Source organism: Sphingobium sp. TomMM15, assembly GCF_055397045.1.
The window spans coordinates 2033764-2052903 of sequence record NZ_AP027314.1 but is presented as its reverse complement, the minus strand read 5'-3'; the positions used below and the strand labels follow the sequence as shown (position 1 = coordinate 2052903).

General features: G+C 63.7%; 15 protein-coding genes. 12 read left to right on the top strand and 3 right to left on the bottom strand.

Translation table 11 applies throughout. The features are described from left to right. The first annotated feature begins 69 nt into the window (after positions 1-69). From ACZ51H_RS10210 to ACZ51H_RS10190, 5 genes are all read left to right on the top strand, one after another. Complete coding sequence (locus ACZ51H_RS10210) at positions 70-999, top strand: DnaJ C-terminal domain-containing protein (protein WP_464801748.1); 930 nt, start codon at positions 70-72, stop codon at positions 997-999. A 14-nt stretch (positions 1000-1013) separates the two neighbouring features. Continuing rightward, positions 1014-1985, top strand: coding sequence for a YihY/virulence factor BrkB family protein (locus ACZ51H_RS10205; protein WP_449474348.1), 972 nt, complete (start codon positions 1014-1016; stop codon positions 1983-1985). Then, a complete protein-coding gene (fabI, locus tag ACZ51H_RS10200; protein WP_464801747.1) occupies positions 1982-2791 on the top strand; it encodes an enoyl-ACP reductase FabI in 810 nt (269 codons plus the stop codon). The genes ACZ51H_RS10205 and fabI overlap by 4 nt, the downstream gene beginning before the upstream one ends. Positions 2792-2810: 19 nt before the next feature. Next, the gene (gene aroC / locus ACZ51H_RS10195; protein WP_464801746.1) at positions 2811-3884 is read left to right on the top strand and encodes a chorismate synthase; all 1074 of its coding nucleotides are present in this window, start codon (positions 2811-2813) and stop codon (positions 3882-3884) included. 401 nt (positions 3885-4285) lie between these two features. Beyond that, positions 4286-5074 (top strand): PhzF family phenazine biosynthesis protein, encoded by a 789-nt coding sequence (locus ACZ51H_RS10190; RefSeq protein ID WP_464801745.1) that lies wholly within the window; start codon positions 4286-4288, stop codon positions 5072-5074. A 43-nt stretch (positions 5075-5117) separates the two neighbouring features. Here ACZ51H_RS10190 and ACZ51H_RS10185 read toward each other — a convergent pair whose 3' ends face one another. After that, positions 5118-5852, bottom strand: coding sequence for a hypothetical protein (locus ACZ51H_RS10185; RefSeq protein WP_449474344.1), 735 nt, complete (start codon positions 5850-5852; stop codon positions 5118-5120). A 461-nt stretch (positions 5853-6313) separates the two neighbouring features. Between ACZ51H_RS10185 and ACZ51H_RS10180 the strand changes: the two genes are divergently transcribed. The 3 genes from ACZ51H_RS10180 (at position 6314) to ACZ51H_RS10170 (ending at position 11865) form a co-directional block, all read left to right on the top strand. Next, a complete protein-coding gene (locus ACZ51H_RS10180; protein ID WP_464801744.1) occupies positions 6314-11197 on the top strand; it encodes an autotransporter domain-containing protein in 4884 nt (1627 codons plus the stop codon). 104 nt (positions 11198-11301) lie between these two features. Further along, positions 11302-11595 carry a hypothetical protein gene (locus ACZ51H_RS10175; protein ID WP_464797237.1) on the top strand — a complete coding sequence of 98 codons (294 nt, stop codon included), beginning with the start codon at positions 11302-11304 and terminating at the stop codon, positions 11593-11595. Between the two features lie 6 nt (positions 11596-11601). Next, positions 11602-11865, top strand: coding sequence for a DUF5818 domain-containing protein (locus tag ACZ51H_RS10170; RefSeq protein WP_449474341.1), 264 nt, complete (start codon positions 11602-11604; stop codon positions 11863-11865). 414 nt (positions 11866-12279) lie between these two features. Here ACZ51H_RS10170 and ACZ51H_RS10165 read toward each other — a convergent pair whose 3' ends face one another. Beyond that, positions 12280-13407 (bottom strand): serine hydrolase domain-containing protein, encoded by a 1128-nt coding sequence (locus ACZ51H_RS10165; protein WP_464801743.1) that lies wholly within the window; start codon positions 13405-13407, stop codon positions 12280-12282. 38 nt (positions 13408-13445) lie between these two features. On the opposite strand from ACZ51H_RS10165, the gene ACZ51H_RS10160 reads away from it, so the two are divergent. From ACZ51H_RS10160 to ACZ51H_RS10145, 4 genes are all read left to right on the top strand, one after another. Then, a complete protein-coding gene (locus tag ACZ51H_RS10160; RefSeq protein ID WP_464801742.1) occupies positions 13446-13766 on the top strand; it encodes a hypothetical protein in 321 nt (106 codons plus the stop codon). 316 nt (positions 13767-14082) lie between these two features. Further along, positions 14083-15855 carry a DNA helicase RecQ gene (gene recQ / locus ACZ51H_RS10155; RefSeq protein ID WP_464802885.1) on the top strand — a complete coding sequence of 591 codons (1773 nt, stop codon included), beginning with the start codon at positions 14083-14085 and terminating at the stop codon, positions 15853-15855. A 165-nt stretch (positions 15856-16020) separates the two neighbouring features. Then, a complete protein-coding gene (locus ACZ51H_RS10150) occupies positions 16021-16449 on the top strand; it encodes a protein tyrosine phosphatase family protein (protein ID WP_464778303.1) in 429 nt (142 codons plus the stop codon). Positions 16450-16511: 62 nt separating this feature from the next. Further along, positions 16512-17645: a BaiN/RdsA family NAD(P)/FAD-dependent oxidoreductase gene (locus ACZ51H_RS10145; RefSeq protein ID WP_464802884.1), complete on the top strand. Its 1134-nt coding sequence runs from the start codon at positions 16512-16514 to the stop codon at positions 17643-17645. 18 nt (positions 17646-17663) lie between these two features. On the opposite strand, the gene ACZ51H_RS10140 is transcribed toward ACZ51H_RS10145, so the two are convergent. Further along, positions 17664-19094 (bottom strand): porin, encoded by a 1431-nt coding sequence (locus tag ACZ51H_RS10140; protein ID WP_464801741.1) that lies wholly within the window; start codon positions 19092-19094, stop codon positions 17664-17666. Positions 19095-19140: the final 46 nt, after the last annotated feature.

Genomic DNA, 19140 nt, shown 5'->3' with positions numbered 1-19140 from the left:
GAACGATCGTGACTATTTCGCCACATAAGGTGCAAATCAGCTTTCACGAACAAGGATAGACACTCGGCAATGGCGGATCCCTACTCCATACTGGGCGTCGCGCGCGGCGCGAGCGAGGCAGAGATCAAGTCGGCCTACCGCAAGCTCGCCAAGGAGCTTCACCCTGACCGGAATCAGGATAATCCCAAGGCGGCCGAGCGTTTCTCGTCGGTTTCCAGCGCCTATGAGCTGCTGTCGGACAAGGATAAGCGCGCGCGTTTCGACCGGGGAGAGATTGACGGCGACGGCAATCCCACCGCTCCCTTCGGATTTGGCGGCGCTGGCGGCGGCGGTTTTCGTGGACGTCCGGGTGGCGGCGGCGGCTTTGAATTCAACGAAGGTGCCGACTTCGGCGACATTTTCGAAGGATTGTTCAGCGGCGGCGGCGCCCGGCGCGGTGGCGGCGGTTTCGGTGGCTTTGGCCGTGGCGGCCCGCCGCAAAAGGGGGCCAATGTGTCCTACCGCTTGGCCGTCGCGTTCGTCGACGCGGCCACCCTCGCGCCGCAGCGGATCACCCTGCAGGACGGCAAGAGCATCGACCTCAAGCTGCCTGCTGGCGTCGAAACCGGCACGCAGATGCGGCTGTCGGGGAAGGGGCAGGCGGGGCCAGCCGGGGCAGGGGACGCGATCGTCACTATCGAGGTGAAACCGCACCCATTCTTCACCCGCGACGGCGACAATGTGCTGCTCGACCTCCCCATCACCCTCGACGAAGCGGTGAAGGGCGGCAAGGTCAAGGTGCCCACCGTCGATGGTCCGGTGATGCTCGGCGTCCCCGCCGGGACCACATCGGGCAAGACGCTGCGCCTGCGCGGCAAGGGCTTCACGCACAAGGCTGGGGAGCGGGGCGATCAGCTCGTCCGCCTGCTGATCGACATCCCCGGCGACGACCCGGCGATCCTGTCGCTGGTCGAAAGCTGGCAGGATGGCCGTGCCGTTCGCGCCCATCTGGGCGTTTAGGACGTTAGGAGGGCATGCCGCAGCCTTCACCCTACTCACCCGAATCCCGCCGCAAACGGATCGCGGACGACGCTCGTGCCCATCTCAACCGCGGCATAGCCAAGGTCCGACCCGGCAGCCACGCCTTCGAAATCATGAAGCGGGTGGCTGTCGGCACCTATAGCGATGGCTTCATCCACGCGGGAAACCTCGCCTATCTTTCGCTGATGACGCTCTTCCCCTTCTTCATCGTCGCGGCGGCGGTAGCCAGCATCTTCGGCCGGTCGCAGGATGGCCTGGCGGCGGTGGGCGCTTTCCTTGAAACCGTGCCGCCCGGCGTCGCCAGCGTGGTGAAGCAGCCGATCATCGACGTGCTCACCGCACGCACCGGCCCTCTCCTATGGCTGGGCGGCCTTGTCGGCTTGTGGACGGTGGGGAGCCTCATCGAAACCATCCGCGACATTCTCCGCCGCGCCTACGGCACCAAAAGCACGCGCCCTTTCTGGCACTATCGCCTGACCGCCATCGGCATCACGTTGGTCAGCGTGTTTGCCGTGATGTTCGCCTTTTCCCTTCAGGTCGTCATAACCGGCATCGACCAGTTCCTGCACCAGCTGCTGCCCTTCGCGGACCAGGCGATGCAGATCGTCACCCTGACGCGCGCCCTGCCGATGCTGATCCTCTGCGTCGCCCTTTATTATCTCTATTTCTCGCTGACACCCAGCGCCTACAAGGACAAACGCTTTCCCAAATGGCCCGGCGCGGTCGCCACGGCGCTTTGGTGGTATGGCGTCACCATGCTGCTGCCGCCCACCCTTTCGCTGCTCGGCGGCTATGACCGCACCTATGGCAGTCTGGCTGGCGTAATGATCACACTCATTTTTTTCTTCCTCGTCGGGCTTGGCGTGGTAATTGGCGCGGAACTCAATGCGGCGCTTGCCGAATTTCCCGAAGAGGAAGTGGAGCGTGGCATGGAGGATCGTAAAGGGAACGGGACGGTAGAATGACGGGCTTGATGGCGGGAAAACGAGGTCTCATCATGGGCCTGGCGAATGACAAGTCGCTCGCATGGGGCATTTCCAAGGCATTGCGCGCACAGGGGGCGGAACTCGCCTTCTCCTATCAGGGCGATGCGCTGGCCAAGCGCGTGCGCCCGCTTGCCGAGGAACTGGGATCGGACTTTCTGATCGATTGCGACGTTTCCGACATGGACAAGCTCGACGCGGCCTTCGACGAAGTGAAGGCACGCTGGGGCAAGCTCGATTTCGTGGTCCACGCGATCGGCTTTTCCGACAAGAATGAGCTGCGCGGCAAATATGTCGACACCAGCCTCGAAAATTTCCTGATGACGATGAACATCTCCGCCTACAGCTTCGTCGCCGTCGCCAAACGTGCCCGCGCTCTGATGGCCGAGGGCGGCAGCATGCTGACGCTGTCCTATTATGGCGCCGAAAAGGTCATCCCCCATTACAACGTCATGGGCGTGGCCAAGGCGGCCCTGGAAACCAGCGTCAAATATCTGGCAATGGACCTGGGACCGGAAAATATCCGCGTCAACGCCATTTCGGCAGGCCCCATCAAGACGCTGGCCGCCAGCGGCATCGGCGACTTCCGCTACATCATGAAGTGGAATGAGCTGAACAGCCCGCTCCGCCGCAATGTGACGATTGAGGATGTCGGCGGCGCGGCCCTCTACCTCCTGTCGGATCTGGCATCGGGCGTGACCGGCGAAGTCCATCATGTCGACGCTGGCTACAATGTCATCGGCATGAAGGCCGAAGACGCGCCGGATATCGCGCTCGACAAGGGCTGATCCGGGCTAGGGACAGGATATGAGCTTCAACACCTTCGGCCGCGTATTCCGCTTCACCACCTGGGGCGAGAGTCATGGTCCAGCCATCGGCGCGATCGTCGATGGCTGCCCTCCCGGCCTGCCGATCAGCGAAGCCGACATCCAGCCCTTCCTGGACAAGCGCAAGCCCGGCACATCGAAGTTCACGACCCAACGCCGCGAACCGGACGAGGTCCGCATCCTGTCGGGCGTGTTCGAAGGCAAGACCACCGGCACCCCGATCAGCCTGATGATCGAGAATACCGATCAGCGGTCGAAGGATTATTCGGACGTCGCCAAGGCTTATCGGCCGGGTCATGCCGACTATGCCTATGATGCCAAATATGGCTTTCGCGACTATCGCGGCGGCGGCCGTTCGTCGGCGCGTGAAACCGCCAGCCGTGTCGCTGCGGGCGCGGTTGCCCGCCTCGTCCTGCCGGAGGTCGATATCTTCGCCTATGTTAGTGAGATAGGCGGCGACGCGATCGACTATGCCCGTTTTGACGCGGCGGAAATCGACAATAACCCCTTCTTCTGCCCCGACCCTGAAGCTGCCAAGCGGTGGGAGCAACTGGTGGACGGCGCGCGCAAGGACGGTTCGTCCCTTGGCGCCGTGGTCGAATGCGTCGCGTCCGGCGTGCCCGCAGGCTGGGGCGCGCCGCTCTACGCCAAGCTCGACAGCGAACTCGCCGCCGCGATGATGAGCATCAACGCGGTCAAGGGCGTGGAAATCGGCGACGGTTTCGCCGCTGCCCGCCTGCGTGGCGAGGAAAATGCCGATCCCATGCGTCCGGGCGAAGAGGGGCCAGCCTTTCTTGCCAATCATGCTGGCGGCATTGCAGGCGGCATCTCGACCGGCCAGCCGGTGAAGCTGCGCGTCGCTTTCAAGCCGACCAGCTCGATCCTCATCCCCGTCGAAACAATCACGCGCGATGGCGAAGCTTCCGACATCATCACGAAGGGTCGCCACGACCCCTGTGTCGGGATTCGCGGCGTACCCGTCGTGGAAGCGATGATGGCGCTGGTGCTGGCGGACCAGAAACTCCTGCATCGCGCGCAATGCGGCGGCGCATAACCGGCTGACACGAGCCGATTACCCGTTGAAAACCATGTTTGCGCGAGACGACTCAGTGAATCTGCGTTAACATCGTCAGCATCGATCGCCCGCGGGAGGGCGAGCGGCAGTGCGTAAGCCTGGGGAGCGTCATTCCTCACCGGCCTTCGGGCCAAAATTGGATTGACGGTCAAAGCGTCCCCTCAAGCCGCGAACACGGGCCAGCCATTCCATATGGCTGGCCCATTTCCTTTCCCCCACCTACGTCATGCCAGCGAAAGCTGGCATCTCAGGCCCCTGCATCGAACGCCAGATCACTCTCCCCCTTGACGCACATCCAGACCAATGTCTCCTCGCTGGCCCTATCGCCCGGTGTCACCGCGCGTCATCATCCGCCTCACAAGCCAGCGGAAACCCAATCCATGACCAGCCTTCCCTTCACCCAGGTTGACGCATTCGCCGACGCGCCCTTCACCGGAAATCCGGCTGCCGTGATGCCGCTCGGCCGCTGGTTGGACGATGCCACCCTCCAGGCGATCGCGGCTGAAAACAACCTGTCGGAAACCGCCTTCACCGTTCCGACGCCCGATGATCCCGACGCCGATTATGCGCTGCGCTGGTTCACGCCCACGGTCGAGGTGAAGCTTTGCGGCCATGCCACGCTGGCGAGCGGCCATGTGCTGATGGGCGGCCGCACCGCGCTGCGCTTCCGCACCCGTGACGCGGGCGTGCTGACGGTTGCGCGTGACCGGGATGGCTACGCCCTTTCCCTCCCCGCGTGGCATATGGAACCGCGCGCGCTGCCCGATCTTGCGACCGGGCTCGGCGGGAAGCCGCTTGAGTCCCATTGGCGCGACGGCGGATACAGCCTGTTCATCTTCCCTGACGCCGCCGCCGTCCGGGCGCTCCAGCCTGACTTTGCGGCATTGCGAGCGCTGGGCGACATCATGCTGATTGCTACGGCACCGGGCGAGGACAGCGACATCGTCAGCCGCGTCTTCGTGCCCGGCGGCGGCGTGGACGAGGATCCTGTGACAGGCTCGGCCCATTGCCTGCTTACACCTTTCTGGGCGTCCCGGCTCGATAAGGTAAAGCTCAGCGCCGTGCAGGCATCTGCTCGCGGCGGCCGCCTCGGCTGCCGTCTGGACGGCGATCGGGTCATCCTGACCGGCGCCTGCCGCACGGTGATAGAGGGGCAGTTCCTGCTTTAGGCGAACGATATTGAGCTTGGCGGCAGCCGGGCCGCTTCAACCCTCAAGCCTCGTCGCCGAGCATCCCGATGATCGGGAAGATATGCCGGACCTTGCTGCGGTGAATGGAAGCGGTCACCCGGTCCTTATATTGGGTCAGGCCGATCAGGTTGCGGTCCCGCGCGCTCAGTCTGCCTATCGTCCAAAGCGATCGTTCCTCTTCGTCGCGCAGTTGCACGATTACGTCGGTATCAATGGAGGCAGGCTTAATCCTGTCCAATATCACCCGCTCGCCTGCCCGGAACCTCGGCTCCATCGCTTCGCTGGGGATGTAGATTGCGAAATAGCGGGCCGCGTCGGCACGGCCGAATGGCGCGGGGATAAAGGCGGCGGGCTGGGTGAAGTCGCCTTCCCACATCTCCAGGTCGTTGGCCAACGATATGCTGTCCTCGTCCGGGAACAGCAGGGACGCGGCATAAACCGGGATGGTCCTTTCACTCGGCATCGCAAAGGGCAGGGGCCGCTCTTTCACCAGATGAGTAGGTGCCGGTGAAGGGGTGGCGGTGATCCCTCTTGCCTCGCACATGGCGAATGGCTCGGGGAATGCTTCCTTGAGCTTGGATATGCTCCGGGCCGAAAGGGAATAGCCGACCGAAGGTGTTGGATAAATCCGGGTCAGCGTCGATGGAGCCAGCCCTGATCGGCGCGCTACTTCCGTCGCCGACAGGCCGGTTTCCTCTATCAGGCAGCTGATCAGCCCACGCGCTTTCTGCTGATCCCACTCATAATCAAAAGACATGTTTTTCTGCGCCTGTTCTTGGCACACCCGTGCGACCACCTGGAGAAACGACGATCGCAAACCTTGCGTCGCCTTTTGTTCGTTGTTGTTTCTAGAAGCGTTCACACCGCTGTCGCAAACCTGCCAAGTGCATATTGAACGATCATACAATTTGCGCACTTAAGAATCCAGAATTTTCATGGAAAAGGCCAAAATCCCGGCCCAAATCCGTCAAATCTCGGAGCTATTTGCGCACATCTTTGCGACGCGGCAAAAAGCGATTGCGAACGAATGCGATTGCGCATAGGAGATTTGCGCAAGTTGCGCACACGCACGTGAAGTGCGTCTAGCAATGTGCAGGGGGTGAAGGGGATTTCACCGCGCATATCAGATGCGGCAGGTCGGGTGGTGTCGTCCCGGCCCGGATGTCCCCTTCTGCCGTCTGGCTTTGCGGCTTTGCACGATGACTAGGGGAATAAAGAATGAGAAATAACTCGAAACTGCATCGGATGCTGCTCTTGTCAGCCTCGATGCCGGCGATGGCGCTCCTCGCCAACGCCAGTGGAGCCTCAGCCGCTCCCGCAACTGTGAACGTGCCCACCGGCGCGGGTACAAGCGCCGCGGTGAACGCCAGCATCGATGCCGCGATCACCACTCCTGCAAACCCTGACCTTACGGTAGCGATTGCCTCGGGCGCGGACATCAGCGGCGGCAGCGTCGGCTATGATTTCGTCGCGGGCGGCTATGCGGCTGGCGAGGGTGATGGCGCTGTTTCACTGACCAACGATGGCCTGGTCACCGGCATCGCTTTTGGCGGCGTCGGCAGCACTGCCGCTGCGAACAGCTTCACCGCCACCAACAATGGCGAAGTCACGGGCAGCATCAGCGCAACGGACTTCGGCGGCACGGCTTCGGTCACCAATAACGGTTCGGTAGGCGGCAGCGTATTCGGCTCGGCCTATGGTGATGTTGCGCTCGTCAACGGTCCCGCGGGCGAAGTCGGCGGCAGCCTGATCGGCTCAGCCCTTGATGCCGCGAACGTCTCCGTCACCAACAACGGTTCCGTCGATGGCGACCTTGTCGGCACGGCAACGACCGGTTCTGTCACCCTGGCCAATAGCGGCTCGGTCGGCGGCAGCGCCTTGGCCTCGACCACTGATGGTGCCATCTCGATTACCAATGCGGCCGCTGGACGGATCAGCGGCGACGTCGATGCCGATTCGGACACCGGCGCGATCACCATCGCGAACAATGGCCAGGTCCTCGGCCAGACCACCGCGTCGAGCGGCAGCACGGTCTCGACCAGCACCGGTCCCACGGTCACCGTATCGGGAACGACCACGACCACGCAGTCGAGCAGTTCGAGCGAAACCGTCGGCGGCGACGTCACCGGCACCTATGCGGGCATCAACGGCTCGCTGAACTTCGGCACCGGCAATGACGGCAGCGTCAGCCAGTTCTCCGCCGCCAACAGCACTGCGACAGTCAGCGGCAGCGTCTATGGCGATGTGTCTTCTGTAGCCCAGGGTGGGTCATCCGCAACTGCCAGCACGGACGTTGCGACTGACTCCCGCGATGGCGCAGGCACCGGAACGGTCGTCGCCACCAGCCTCGACACGACCGATTTCGCCACCACCGGCGGCACGAGCACCGTCAACATCAGCGGAACGGTTGCTCCCGGTGATTCTGGCCGCAACGGCGATGTGTTCTCCTCCGGCAACGCAGGCAGTGCGGTCAACGTCAACGGCGGCCAGATCTCGGGCAACGTCACCTCGACGAGCCAGGGCTTCGCCATCAACCTGACGAACGCCTCGGAAAGCACCGACACCTATGACGCTGGCGTTCTGCAGGGAACCAGCTCGTCCGCCAGCTCGCAGTTCACCCAGAGCCAGACCGGCGGTGCGGCTTCCGTCGCGCTTCAAGGTGCGGCGAATGTGGGTGGCAACGTGAATGTTACGGGCACCGCTTCGGCATTGGCCGACATCGGCGCGGATGCAGCTGTCGCTGGCAACGTGTCTGTCAGCACCGCGCAGGTCGGCCCCTTCGTCTTTACGCCCGCTGACGTGGCATTCGCCACCTCCGCAACGCGGACGGTAGACGCCGCTGGAGATGGCACGGCTACTGTCACCACCACCTCGACGCAAACTGCTCCGGCCGCTGCTGGCAACGCCACGCTCAACAATGCCGGACGCATCGATGGTGACGGCAGCGTCACCTCGGCTTTCGGCAACGCGAGCGCCAACATCACCGGCTCGGTCGGCGGATCGGTCTTCGCCTCGTCGGGCACCGACCTGTCAAACAGCGAGAGCGTTGACAATTACAGCGTCACTGGCGGTATCGACACGCTGACGACCAGCACGCAAACCAACAGCTTCACCTCCGCAGGTGGTCAGGCTTCGGTTGTCGTGGACGCTCCCTCGCAGCAGGGCGTGCCCAGCGTGGCAGGCAACGTCTTCGCTTCCGGCGTAGGCGGTGCATCGATCACCATCGGCCAAGGCAGCGTCATCGGCGATGCCAACAACGGCACCGGCGGCAACCTTTTCGCCAGCAGCTCGGGCTTCGACAGCAGCGAAGAAACCGTCACCACCTATGCGGCTGATGGCTTCACCCCCGTCAGCGTCGTAACGACGTTCACGGGTCAGCCGGTCGGCGCCGCGGCTTCGGTCACGAACAACGGCACTGTCCTTGGCGATGTCGATGTCGAAGGTCTGGCCTCCGCCTCGCTCGTTAACAATGGCTCGCTCGGCACGCCGGGTGCGGGCAATGTGTTCAGCGTTTCCGCGTTGGACGGTGGCGGCTCCGCGACGATCACCGACACCAACCCGACCGACGCTGGCACCCGCACGATCGCGGCAAACGTTACGGCGGCGCCGGTTGGCGGCAACGCCAGCTTCACCAACAACGGCATCGCCTTTGGCGACGTCGAGCTGGAGGGCGTCACTGGTGCTGTCACGAACAACGGCATCCTGACGGGCAACACGACGCTCGGCGGATCGGTGTTCAGCGGCACGGCTACTGTCGATGCGACGGTCAACACGACCGCCGTCACCGTCACGGCTGCTCCTGCGGCTCAGACCTACACCGTCGATCAGAACGGCATCTCGCGCGGTTTCACCGTGACGGGTGCGGTATCGACGCAGGGCGAAGTCGCTTCCGAACTGGCTTCGCTGGTTTCGGGCGCGGGCGTTCCCCTGAACGCATCGCAGGTTGATCCTGCCGCGTTCAACCTCAGCGTGGGTGGCGAAGCTGCCGTCAAGACAGCCGACATCAAGGCGGCGATCAACCTCAACAACGGGTCGATCACGCTCGGCGACATCGACGCACAGCGCGACGACAGCGGTGCCTATCTGACCGACACGACCGTCAACCTGAACGGCGGCGGTTTCCTGGGCGCCCGCGAACTGAAGCTGGCTGGATCGACCACCCCGGCCAACTTCACGCCGGTCGCGACCCTGCCGCAAGACGCGCAAGGGCTGTTCAACCCGACGGCCGTTCGCGTGCTGGGCGTCAACACCGTCAACAAGACGGGTGCTGGCACCTTCGTGGTGACGGGCGCCGAATATGTTCCGGCTGAAGGCTCCTCGCCTGCTGCCTGGACGATGGATGTCGGCAACCTCAACGTGCAGGCTGGCGAACTCCAGCTGGACGTTGCTTCGGACGACGCGGTCTTCGGGATCAAGGGCAACATCAACAATGATGCGACCCTCGTCCTCGGCCGCCGCGCACCGACCTTCATCCGCACGGTCGGCAACAGCATCGTCACGCCGGGTCCCGAAGCCATCAAGGGCATCGAAGTCTATCAGCAGGGCAACTACACCCAGACTGCCAACGGCACGACGGTTGTGGGCGTCAACCCCTCGCTGGTCCGCTTCGGCAGCCTGAACGTCAACGATGGCGGTTCGGCTCCGGAAATCCTGGGCCCGATCACCGGCGGAGTCGGCATTCCCTACTTCACCACTCCGGAAAATGCGGGTGTCTTCTCGACTCCGTCGTCCGTCACGGTGGACGGGAACCTGAACCTGGCTGGCAAGGTCGCTGTGACCGTGTCGAAGGACAGCCTCTATTCCACGGGCGACGGCTACACGCTGTTCACCTACACCGGAACGGGCGATGTCACGGCAACTGCGACCCCGTCGCTTAGCTCGCAGTTCGTCACCTTCGGCCTGAAGCATGACACGACCGCCAAGACCGTGGCGATCGAAGCGACCCGCAACAGCTATGCTGTCGGCGCGACGAACCCCAACGCAGCTGCTGCGGCGGTGGGTCTCGACAGCGCTCTGGCTGACGTCATCGCCCGGGTGAAGACGGACGCTGCTGGTGGCAATGGCTTTGCTTCGGTCACGGAGATCGCCAACGCTCAGGACATCGCCAACATCGCGGCCGGTCTCGACTGGCGCCTGAACAGCGCTCAGGCGGCGCAGGTCTTCAACGAGCTTTCCTCGGCGGAGATTTACGGTTCGCTTGCTGCGGTGGATCAGAACGCGGTCTTCAACACCACGGTCAACCGTCTGGCGGCACGTCGCGGTTATGGAGAGGCTCTGGGCACCCAGCTCTGGTTCAACCCCTCGGCTAACTTCGCCAAGACGGGCGGCACCCGTTCGGGCGCGTCGAAGATCAAGACCAACAGCTATGGTGGTGCCTTCGGTATCGACGTCGCTTATCAGGAAGACGGCGCCTTCGGCATCGGCTTCGGCTATGGTCAGCATGACGTAACCGCTCAGGGTTCGCCGGAAGAAGCGCAGGTCCGCACCTACACCATCGGTGCCTATGCGACGCAGGGCTTCGGTCCCTTCTACGGCAGCTTCCAGTTCGCATACGGCTTCTCGAAGTTTGAAGTCGAACGCGACCTGACCCTGCTTGCCCGCACGATCGAAGGCAACTTCAAGGGTTCGCAGTGGGATGCCAGCCTGGAAATGGGTTATGACTTCGCGGCCGGTAACGGTCTCGTCGTAACGCCCTTCGGTAAGCTGGCGCTTCGCCGCTGGTCGATGAACGGCTTCACCGAAGAAGGTGGCGCAGGCATCGGTCTCAACGTCGAAGACGCGTCGAAGACGGTCTTCTCGCCGGTCATCGGTGTGAAGGCAGGCGCTCTGCTGGGTGATGTCGATGGTGTGGCTTACCGCCCCTATGCCAAGGTGCAGTACAGCTTCCAGGGCAACATCGGCAGCGATCGCACCGTCCAATATGTGGGCGGCGGCAATGCCTTCAACCTGAAGGGCGTCGATCCCGATGGTCATGGCCTGATCGAGCTGGGCATCGACACTTCGGTGAACAAGCGCGTCAACCTGTTCCTGTCCGGCGGCTACGGCTTCGGTGGGCACAACAGCCTGGCTCAGGTCCGCGGCGGCATCAGCTTCGGTTTCTGATCCAACCCTCCTCATGCACTGGGCGCGTCGATTTCGACGCGCCCTTTTTTTGCTCCAGCTACCGTGCTGGCAGACCATGACATTCCAGGATTGGAACGACGGGCATGAATATGAAATGGGAACACTATGTCGCTGACATGCTGATCGAGCGGCTAAGGCAACATCATGTTGAGCTTCTGACGGGCGAACAGGAAACGATATGCTTCTTCGTCGATCCAACGTCCCCATCCACCCGTCGTTGGACAGTCAGTGATTATGACAAGGGCGTGGTCGATGGCGCCATTCGCGAACTGCAACACCTCATCCACTCGTCCCCGCTGCTCAAACGTGCCATATTCGATCGACTGTCGGCGTCAGGCAGCGCCGAAGGGGCGCACCGCCAGCGGGTTCGGGGATAGGCCGCGATGCCCAAAGGGACATGGCATGTGGAAACCGGAATATTGCGCATCGGCCAATGGGGCTATGCGCTGGAGAGAGATGATGGCGGCACGTGGCAGCTTGACGCCCCCCGATCGGCGCGACGCTATCTCGACAGGCGAGTGACGGTAGAGGGCAGGCGGTCGGGCTTTGACCTGCTGGACGTGCATCGCATCTGTCCGGGCGACGGCCTGGAAAAACGGCTGCTGCCTACCTGGTCGGCACTATTTGGGCGCTTCAGCCTCGGTTGACGTGGCGGCCTCTATAGCGTGATCGTCTTACACGGAAGCATGAGCATTAGGGCCGATTTTCCGTCACCCCGGGCTCGACCCGGGGTCCCGCTGCCTCGGCAGCATCAGAAAAGAAGTGGAACCCCGGATCCAGTCCGGGGTGACGATCACTCAAACATCATCATGCTTTAGCGAGCGGACGTAGGCCCAGACGAGTTCGCCATCATGCAACGCCCTGTTGTCAGCGCTACCTCCCACCACCGTTCGCGCTGGAGCTTCGGCTTAGCGGCGACTGATATCTTGCGTGTGGCGCGTTCGTGGGCTGTCATCCGGGCCTGACCCAGATGTCCTCGGCGAGGCGCCATAGCATCGTGCCTTGTATCTGGATCACTCAGCCCGATGACCGGGCATATTAACATCCGGCGGAAATCACCCTCAGGCAGGAAATAGCCGCATCAATCTTGCCAGCCCTTGCTTCACGGCCGTTCGCTGCTCCTTTTCCGGCGAAGCCCCGATCCGAACGACCGTCAGCGCCTGACCCGGCGACACCAATATATATTGCCCCCCATGTCCTACACAGCCGAACAGGCTGCGCGGCGCATCCCCCGGCATCAGCACGCTTTCCTCGCTTTCGCGGTTCAGCCAGAGATGCGCGCCATAGGCCGCATTGCGCCCTGAAGGTGTGCGCATGAAATCGACCCATTTTTCCGGCACGATCTGATGTCCGTTCGGCCCGCGCCCATGGTTCCGCAGCAATTCGCCAAAGCGTGCATAATCGCGCGCCGTCATATGCAGGAAACTGCCGCCGATCATCGTGCCTGCCGCGTCATATTCCACCGTCAGGCTCTTGATCCCCGCCGGGATTTTCAGTCGTCCATCGATGAATGTCTGCATCGCCTGCCGCCGCACATCGGGATCGGGATTGCTGGTCAGCATCCGCGCCATCAGGTCGCCCAGGATCAATGTATTGCCGGTCGAATAGGAAAAGCGCGACCCTGGCGCATGCGCCAGCGGTTTCGCTTCGGCAAAGGCGCTCATATCCTCCGCGCCGTCGGTGAACAGCATGCGCACCGTGTCCGCCTCGGCCAGCGGCTCGTCATCCTCGACATGGTCCAGCCCTGACGTCATGGCGAGCAATTGCCGCAGCGTAATCTTTCCGCGCGGATCGCCCGGCTGACCCCATGCCGCGACCGGCACCGGCGAATCCAGCGCCAACCGCCCGTCAGCGACCATCAATCCGACCAGCACCGCCGTCACGCTCTTGCCCATCGACCAGCCAAGCAGCTTGGTCTCCGGCCCGAATCCGGGCGCATAGCGTTCCGCGACGATCTCGCCCCGATGCATGACGATCAGCGCTCGCGTCTCACCGACATCCTCGTCGCCCTCGAACAGCGGATCGATCGCGGCGCGCAAATCCCCTTCATTCACGCCCGTATCCGCCGACACGCGATAATCCGTCTCCGGATCGGCGGCGCGCACGGCGAGGCCACCTGCCAGCGCCAGCAGCGACAAAATGGCAGCGCCTGCGCCAACAGCCTTTACGCGTTTCCGATCGAGCTTCATAAGCCGCGCCCTTAGCACGGCTCATCGGAAAGGGGAGCATGTCCGCACGCCCGAAATGGATTTATGCGCTCGCCGCCATCGTCGCGCTGCTCGTCCTGCTGCTGGCATGGAACTGGAGCGCCCTGCGCGCTCGCGCCGCCGTGGGCGCGGGTTTTGGCGCGCGCGTCACCTGTTCCTGCCGTTATGTGGAGGGGCGGGCAATGGACAGCTGCAAGGGCGACAAGGAACCGGGCATGACCTTCGTCACCCTCTCCGACAATCCCGAATCGCGCAGCGTCGAAGCCAGCGTCCCCCTTCTTGCTTCCCGCACGGCGCAATACCGCAAGGGCTGGGGCTGCCTCCTCGACCCAATCGACTAGGGCTGATAGACATTCAGGTCTGGCGGCCTGTCTCCGCGCGTCCTGTACTCACATAGTTTGAGCACTCGGCGTTGAAGCGAGGCGCGTGACTCTCTTCAAGGGTCACGGAAAACCAGCATTTATCTTCGGTGCCTTCGAACAAGCCATCTCCTGAATATCGACCGGCCCCGGGACGCCCCGCGCGCAGCGCCTCACAAGCTCTGCGTCCTCTGCGCCTCTGCGCGCATAAATTTCGCGCTCTTTCTTCTCCGCGCCTCGGCGCCTCCGCGTGAACCCAAAATATTGCCTCGCCAGCCGAACCCGCTACAGCCGCCCGATGCGTTCGGACATCCCCAGTCTCCTCCACGACATTTTCGGCTTTCCCGGCTTCCGCGGCGTGCAGGAACAGGTCGTCGGACGCGTCATGGCTGGCCAGCCAACGCTCGCCATCATGCCAACGGGCGCGGGCAAGTCGCTCTGCTACCAACTCCCCGCCGTCGCGCTCGATGGCTGCTGCGTCGTTATCTCGCCCCTCATCGCCCTGATGCACGACCAGCTTCGCGCGGCGCAGGCGGTCGGCATCCGCGCCGCCAGCCTGACCAGCGTCGATGCCGACTGGCGCGAAACCCAGGACCGCCTGCGCAACGGCGACCTAGACCTGCTCTACGTCGCACCCGAACGCGCAAGCGGCGAAGGTTTCCGCAGCCTCCTCCGCTCGGCAAAGATCGCCCTCTTTGCCATAGACGAAGCGCATTGCGTGTCCGAATGGGGCCACGATTTCCGCCCCGACTACCGCCTGCTCCGCCCCTTGCTGGACGAATTTCCCACCGTCCCCCGCCTCGCGCTCACCGCCACCGCCGATCATCACACACGCGACGACATCCTCGTCCAGCTCGGCATCCCGCGCGAAGGTCTCATCATCGCGGGGTTCGACCGGCCCAACATCCGCTACGCCGTCCACCCGCGCGACGGCCTGCCGCGACAGCTGTCCGATCTCATCTCCGCCAGCGAAGGTCCCGGCATCGTCTACGCCCCCACGCGCGCGGCCACCGAAAAGCTGGCCGACACCCTGACCCGCACCGGTCGCCCGACCCGCGCCTATCATGCCGGGCTTGATCCGGCGGTGCGTGCCGCCAACCAGTCCGCCTTCATCGCCAGCGAAGACATGGTCATGGTCGCGACAATCGCCTTCGGCATGGGCATCGACAAGCCCGACGTCCGCTTCGTCGCCCACGCGGCGCTGCCCAAGTCGATCGAGGGCTATTACCAAGAATCCGGCCGCGCAGGCCGCGACGGCGAACCGGCCGAAGCACACCTCTTCTGGGGCGCCGACGATTTCGCCCGCGCCCGCCAGCGCATCGCCGAACTCGACCCCAGCCGCCAGCAGGGCGAACGCACCCGTATCACCGCCCTCGGGGGCCTCGTCGAAACGGGCACCTGCCGCCGCGCCATCCTCCTCCGCCATTTCGGAGAGCACCCGCCTGCCAGCTGCGGCAACTGCGACAATTGCCTGAATCCCCCGCCCAGCATCGACGCCACCGAAACCGCGCGCAAATATCTATCCGCCGTCTATCGCACCGGTCAGAGCTTCGGCACCGGCCATATCGAACAGGTTCTTACCGGCGCCGTCACCGACCGCATTCGGGAACGCGGCCACGACAAGATTTCCGTCTACGGCATCGTATCAGGAGAAGAGACGGCGCTCCTCCGCCCAGTCTCCCGTGCCCTGCTCGTAAAAGATGCTTTGCAAACTAATGAACATGGCGGCCTCGAACTAGGCCCCAGCGCCCGCCCAATCCTACGCGGCGAGGAGGAGGTCAGCCTCGTCCTCCCCCCACGCCGCGAACGCCGCCGCCGCAGCGCCCGAAACGGCAATCCGGAAAACCCCGTCGGCGATCCGCTGTTCGACGCCCTGCGCGCCTGCCGCCGCGAACTGGCGCAGGAACAGGGCGTGCCCCCCTATGTGATCTTCCACGATTCCACCCTGCGCGAAATGGCCGAACAACGCCCTGCGACACTCGCCGAACTCGGCCACATCAGCGGCATCGGCCAGCGCAAACTCGACGCCTTTGGCGACGCCTTCCTGGCCGCCATCCGCCCCTTCCTCTAACTACATCCTCTCTCCTTCAGGGGAAAGGATAGGGAGCCTTGCTGCTGCAAGCAGCTAGGCGGACTTGGAGAGGGGGAGGGCAGATGCCCCCTCTGCCCACCAAAAACCCCACTTGAATCCCGCCCCCCACAAGCGCATGGCTCGCGGCAGAAGGAGTCCCGCCCCATGTTCCGTCAGATCACCCCCAACCTCTACGTCTCCCCCCAGATCAGCGTCGATCAGGTCGAGGAAGCCAAGGCGCTGGGCGTGACCGTCATCATCAACAACCGCCCCGATGATGAGGAACCGGGCCAGACCAACGGCGCGGAAATCGAAGCCGCCGCAAAAGCCGCCGGACTCGCCTATGCCGCCGTCCCTGTCGCCCATGGCGGCTTTGCCCCCTGGCAGCTGGACGGAATGGCCGCAGCACTGGGCCAAGCAGGCGAAGGCAAGGTCCTCGCCTATTGCCGCTCCGGCACCCGCAGCACGCTCCTCTGGGCATTGACCCGCGCCCGCGCCGGTGAACACCCCGCAGCGCTCAGCGAAAAGGCGGAAGCCGCAGGCTATGACCTGACCCCCATCCGCCAGATCATGGACGCGCTCTCCGCAGGCTGATCTTGTCCACCCCAGCCGATCAATTTGACGCCATCGTCCTCGGCGCTGGCGGAGCGGGCCTCATGTGCGCAGCGGCGGCCGGGCAGCGCGGCAAACGCGTCCTCGTCCTCGATCACGCCGATCAGCCGGGCAAGAAGATCCTGATCTCGGGTGGCGGCCGCTGCAACTTCACCAACATCTACACCGCGCCGGATCGTTACCTCTCGGCCAATCCCCATTTCGCCAAGTCCGCGCTCGGCCGCTATACGGCGGCGGATTTCGTCGCGCTGGTCGATCGCCACGGCATCGCCTGGCATGAAAAGACGTTGGGTCAACTCTTCTGCGATCAGTCCGCGCGCCAGATTGTCGCCATGCTGCTCGCCGAGTGCGAAGCAGGGGGCGTCACCATCCGCCTCGGCCACCCTGTCGGCGCGATCACCCACGCCGATGGCCGATACAGCGTGACCCATGGCGGCAAGATAGCACAGGCCCCCGCGCTGGTGATCGCCACAGGTGGCCCCTCCATCCCGCAAATGGGCGCTACCGGCTTTGCCTATGACCTCGCCCGCCAGTTCGGCCTCAAGGTGGTGGAGCCGCGCCCCGCGCTCGTTCCGCTCACCCTCGGCGGCGAAGACATGCTGTTCCGCGAACTTTCCGGCGTCTCGACGCCCGTGATCGCCCGCCATGGTAAGACGGCCTTCCGCGAAGCCGCGCTGCTGACCCACCGTGGCCTGTCCGGCCCGGCCATCCTGCAAATCTCCTCCTATTGGCGTCATGGCAGCGAAGTCAGCCTCGACTTCCTGCCCGACATGCCCGCCAATTGGCTGACCGAAGCCAAGCGTAGCAAGCCGCGCACGTCGCTGACCGCGCTGCTGCGCACGCAACTCCCCGACCGCCTCGCCGACGCCTTGGCCGATCGCCTCGCGCTGCCCGGCGATCTTGGCAACATAGCCGACCGCAAGCTGGAAGAGGCACAGCGCCGCCTTGCCGCCTGGTCCTTCGCCCCCAATGGCACCGAAGGTTTTGCCAAGGCGGAAGTCACGGTCGGCGGCATCTCCACCGCCGAACTCTCCTCCCGCACCATGGAGGCCCGCCGCGTCCCCGGCCTCTACGCGATTGGCGAAGCGGTCGATGTCACCGGCTGGCTAGGCGGCTATAATTTCCAATGGGCATGGGCGAGCGGCTGGGCAGCGGGACAGGCGATCGGCGAAGCCTGACCGCTTGCCCGCCACCAATCAGTAATTCCACTGCACCTGCGTACGGATCAGGTCTCCCGTCGCCCGACCCGTCCGCCGCTCGTCCGCTTCGGCCCGCTTCATCCGCGCATAGGCCAGCGTGATCTCCAGCGCCTTCCACGGCTGCCATTCCAGCCCCAATTCAAACTCGTCCGTTTCCAGGCGAGGCGCATTGGTGGAAGCCTTCCACCCGCCACGATAATGCTGCCAGCGGCCATAAGGCACCAGCACGCCGATCGAATCCGTGGGCAGGCGATACATCATCTGGACATAGCCACCGTTCAGCTTCTTCGTCTCGATCGACTGGCTGGCGCGGTCGAACTCCGGCCCCTTGCCCCAATTCCATTCCGCCTGAATGCCGAAGGGCTGGGGATAGAGCATCGCGTGAATGCCGACGCGCTTTTCGTCATAGGACTGTTCACTGATCGCGACCGCCGATCCGTTGCGTACTTCCGGCTGGTAGTCGTTCATCATCGCCGACCCGCCGATTTCGAACACCTGATCCTCAAACATGCCGCCCAGACCATCCAGTTCGAACGGCCAGGTTGCAAAGGCCACCTTCATCAGCCCGCGATTCTGCTCGGTCTTGTTGATGCCCTGACCATTGAAGACGCCCAGACCGAACGCGCCATAATTGCCGAACAGCTTTTGCCCGTCATGCCCCAGCCGGTCCCAGATCTTCTGGACAGAAGGCGGCGTGTAATAGCCGACGATGCCCAGATCACGCTCGCCCGGCACCGCGCTGTTGATCGCGTCGCTGCGGTCCAGCGTCAGGCGATTGGAGGACGACTGCATATTCTCCCAGCCATAGGGCACCTTGGACTGGCCCAGGCGCACGCGGAATGTCTTGGCCTTGTCCAGGAAGACGTCGGCATAGGCGTCGCGCAGCTGTACAAAGCCTTCCCGCCGCTCACTACCAGCCTGATTGTTTACGGCAGCGGAGAAATCGGACTGAAGGTAGAGCGACACGCGATCGGAGATGTCACCCTGAACGACAAGGCGCGTCCGGCGGAGCGAGAAGCTGCTCTTGTCGGAAATTCCGCTGTCATGCACCGACCGCAGGCGCGACTGGCCTGCCGGTGCGGTGTCGTCGCCCGACAGAAACGCATTATAGCGCATCTGGGTATAGCCGCGCAGCGACAGCCGCTCATACCAGGCCTTCGACTTCTTTTCCGGCACCGATGCCTGAGTCACGACCGGCTGCGCGGGCGCAGCGGCAAGAACCGCAGGGGCGGTCGCCGAGCCCGTGACCGGAGCAGGCGTGGCCGACGCGCTCGCGCTGGCGACTTCACTGCCCTTGTTGGCAGCAAGCGCATTCGTCAGCGCCTGAACCTGCGCCTTCAACTCGTCAATCTGGCGCTGCAACGCCTCGTTGCTCTGCGCCTGCGCCACTTCCGGCATCAACGCCAGCAGGCTCACGGCCAGAGCCATGCTTTTCATCTTGGAACCTGTCACGAAAATTTCCCCTGTTTCGATC

What these genes read in the sequence shown, in the direction of transcription:
- ACZ51H_RS10165 (WP_464801743.1), bottom strand. Translation starts at nt 13,407, where the DNA reads ATGAAGCTCGATCGGAAACGCGTAAAGGCTGTTGGCGCAGGCGCTGCC.
- ACZ51H_RS10210 (WP_464801748.1), top strand. Translation starts at nt 70, where the DNA reads ATGGCGGATCCCTACTCCATACTGGGCGTCGCGCGCGGCGCGAGCGAG.
- ACZ51H_RS10205 (WP_449474348.1), top strand. Translation starts at nt 1,014, where the DNA reads ATGCCGCAGCCTTCACCCTACTCACCCGAATCCCGCCGCAAACGGATC.
- aroC (WP_464801746.1), top strand. Translation starts at nt 2,811, where the DNA reads ATGAGCTTCAACACCTTCGGCCGCGTATTCCGCTTCACCACCTGGGGC.
- ACZ51H_RS10145 (WP_464802884.1), top strand. Translation starts at nt 16,512, where the DNA reads ATGTGCGCAGCGGCGGCCGGGCAGCGCGGCAAACGCGTCCTCGTCCTC.
- ACZ51H_RS10160 (WP_464801742.1), top strand. Translation starts at nt 13,446, where the DNA reads ATGTCCGCACGCCCGAAATGGATTTATGCGCTCGCCGCCATCGTCGCG.
- ACZ51H_RS10140 (WP_464801741.1), bottom strand. Translation starts at nt 19,094, where the DNA reads ATGGCTCTGGCCGTGAGCCTGCTGGCGTTGATGCCGGAAGTGGCGCAG.
- ACZ51H_RS10175 (WP_464797237.1), top strand. Translation starts at nt 11,302, where the DNA reads ATGAATATGAAATGGGAACACTATGTCGCTGACATGCTGATCGAGCGG.
- ACZ51H_RS10150 (WP_464778303.1), top strand. Translation starts at nt 16,021, where the DNA reads ATGTTCCGTCAGATCACCCCCAACCTCTACGTCTCCCCCCAGATCAGC.
- ACZ51H_RS10190 (WP_464801745.1), top strand. Translation starts at nt 4,286, where the DNA reads ATGACCAGCCTTCCCTTCACCCAGGTTGACGCATTCGCCGACGCGCCC.
- ACZ51H_RS10170 (WP_449474341.1), top strand. Translation starts at nt 11,602, where the DNA reads ATGCCCAAAGGGACATGGCATGTGGAAACCGGAATATTGCGCATCGGC.
- recQ (WP_464802885.1), top strand. Translation starts at nt 14,083, where the DNA reads ATGCGTTCGGACATCCCCAGTCTCCTCCACGACATTTTCGGCTTTCCC.
- fabI (WP_464801747.1), top strand. Translation starts at nt 1,982, where the DNA reads ATGACGGGCTTGATGGCGGGAAAACGAGGTCTCATCATGGGCCTGGCG.
- ACZ51H_RS10180 (WP_464801744.1), top strand. Translation starts at nt 6,314, where the DNA reads ATGAGAAATAACTCGAAACTGCATCGGATGCTGCTCTTGTCAGCCTCG.
- ACZ51H_RS10185 (WP_449474344.1), bottom strand. Translation starts at nt 5,852, where the DNA reads ATGTCTTTTGATTATGAGTGGGATCAGCAGAAAGCGCGTGGGCTGATC.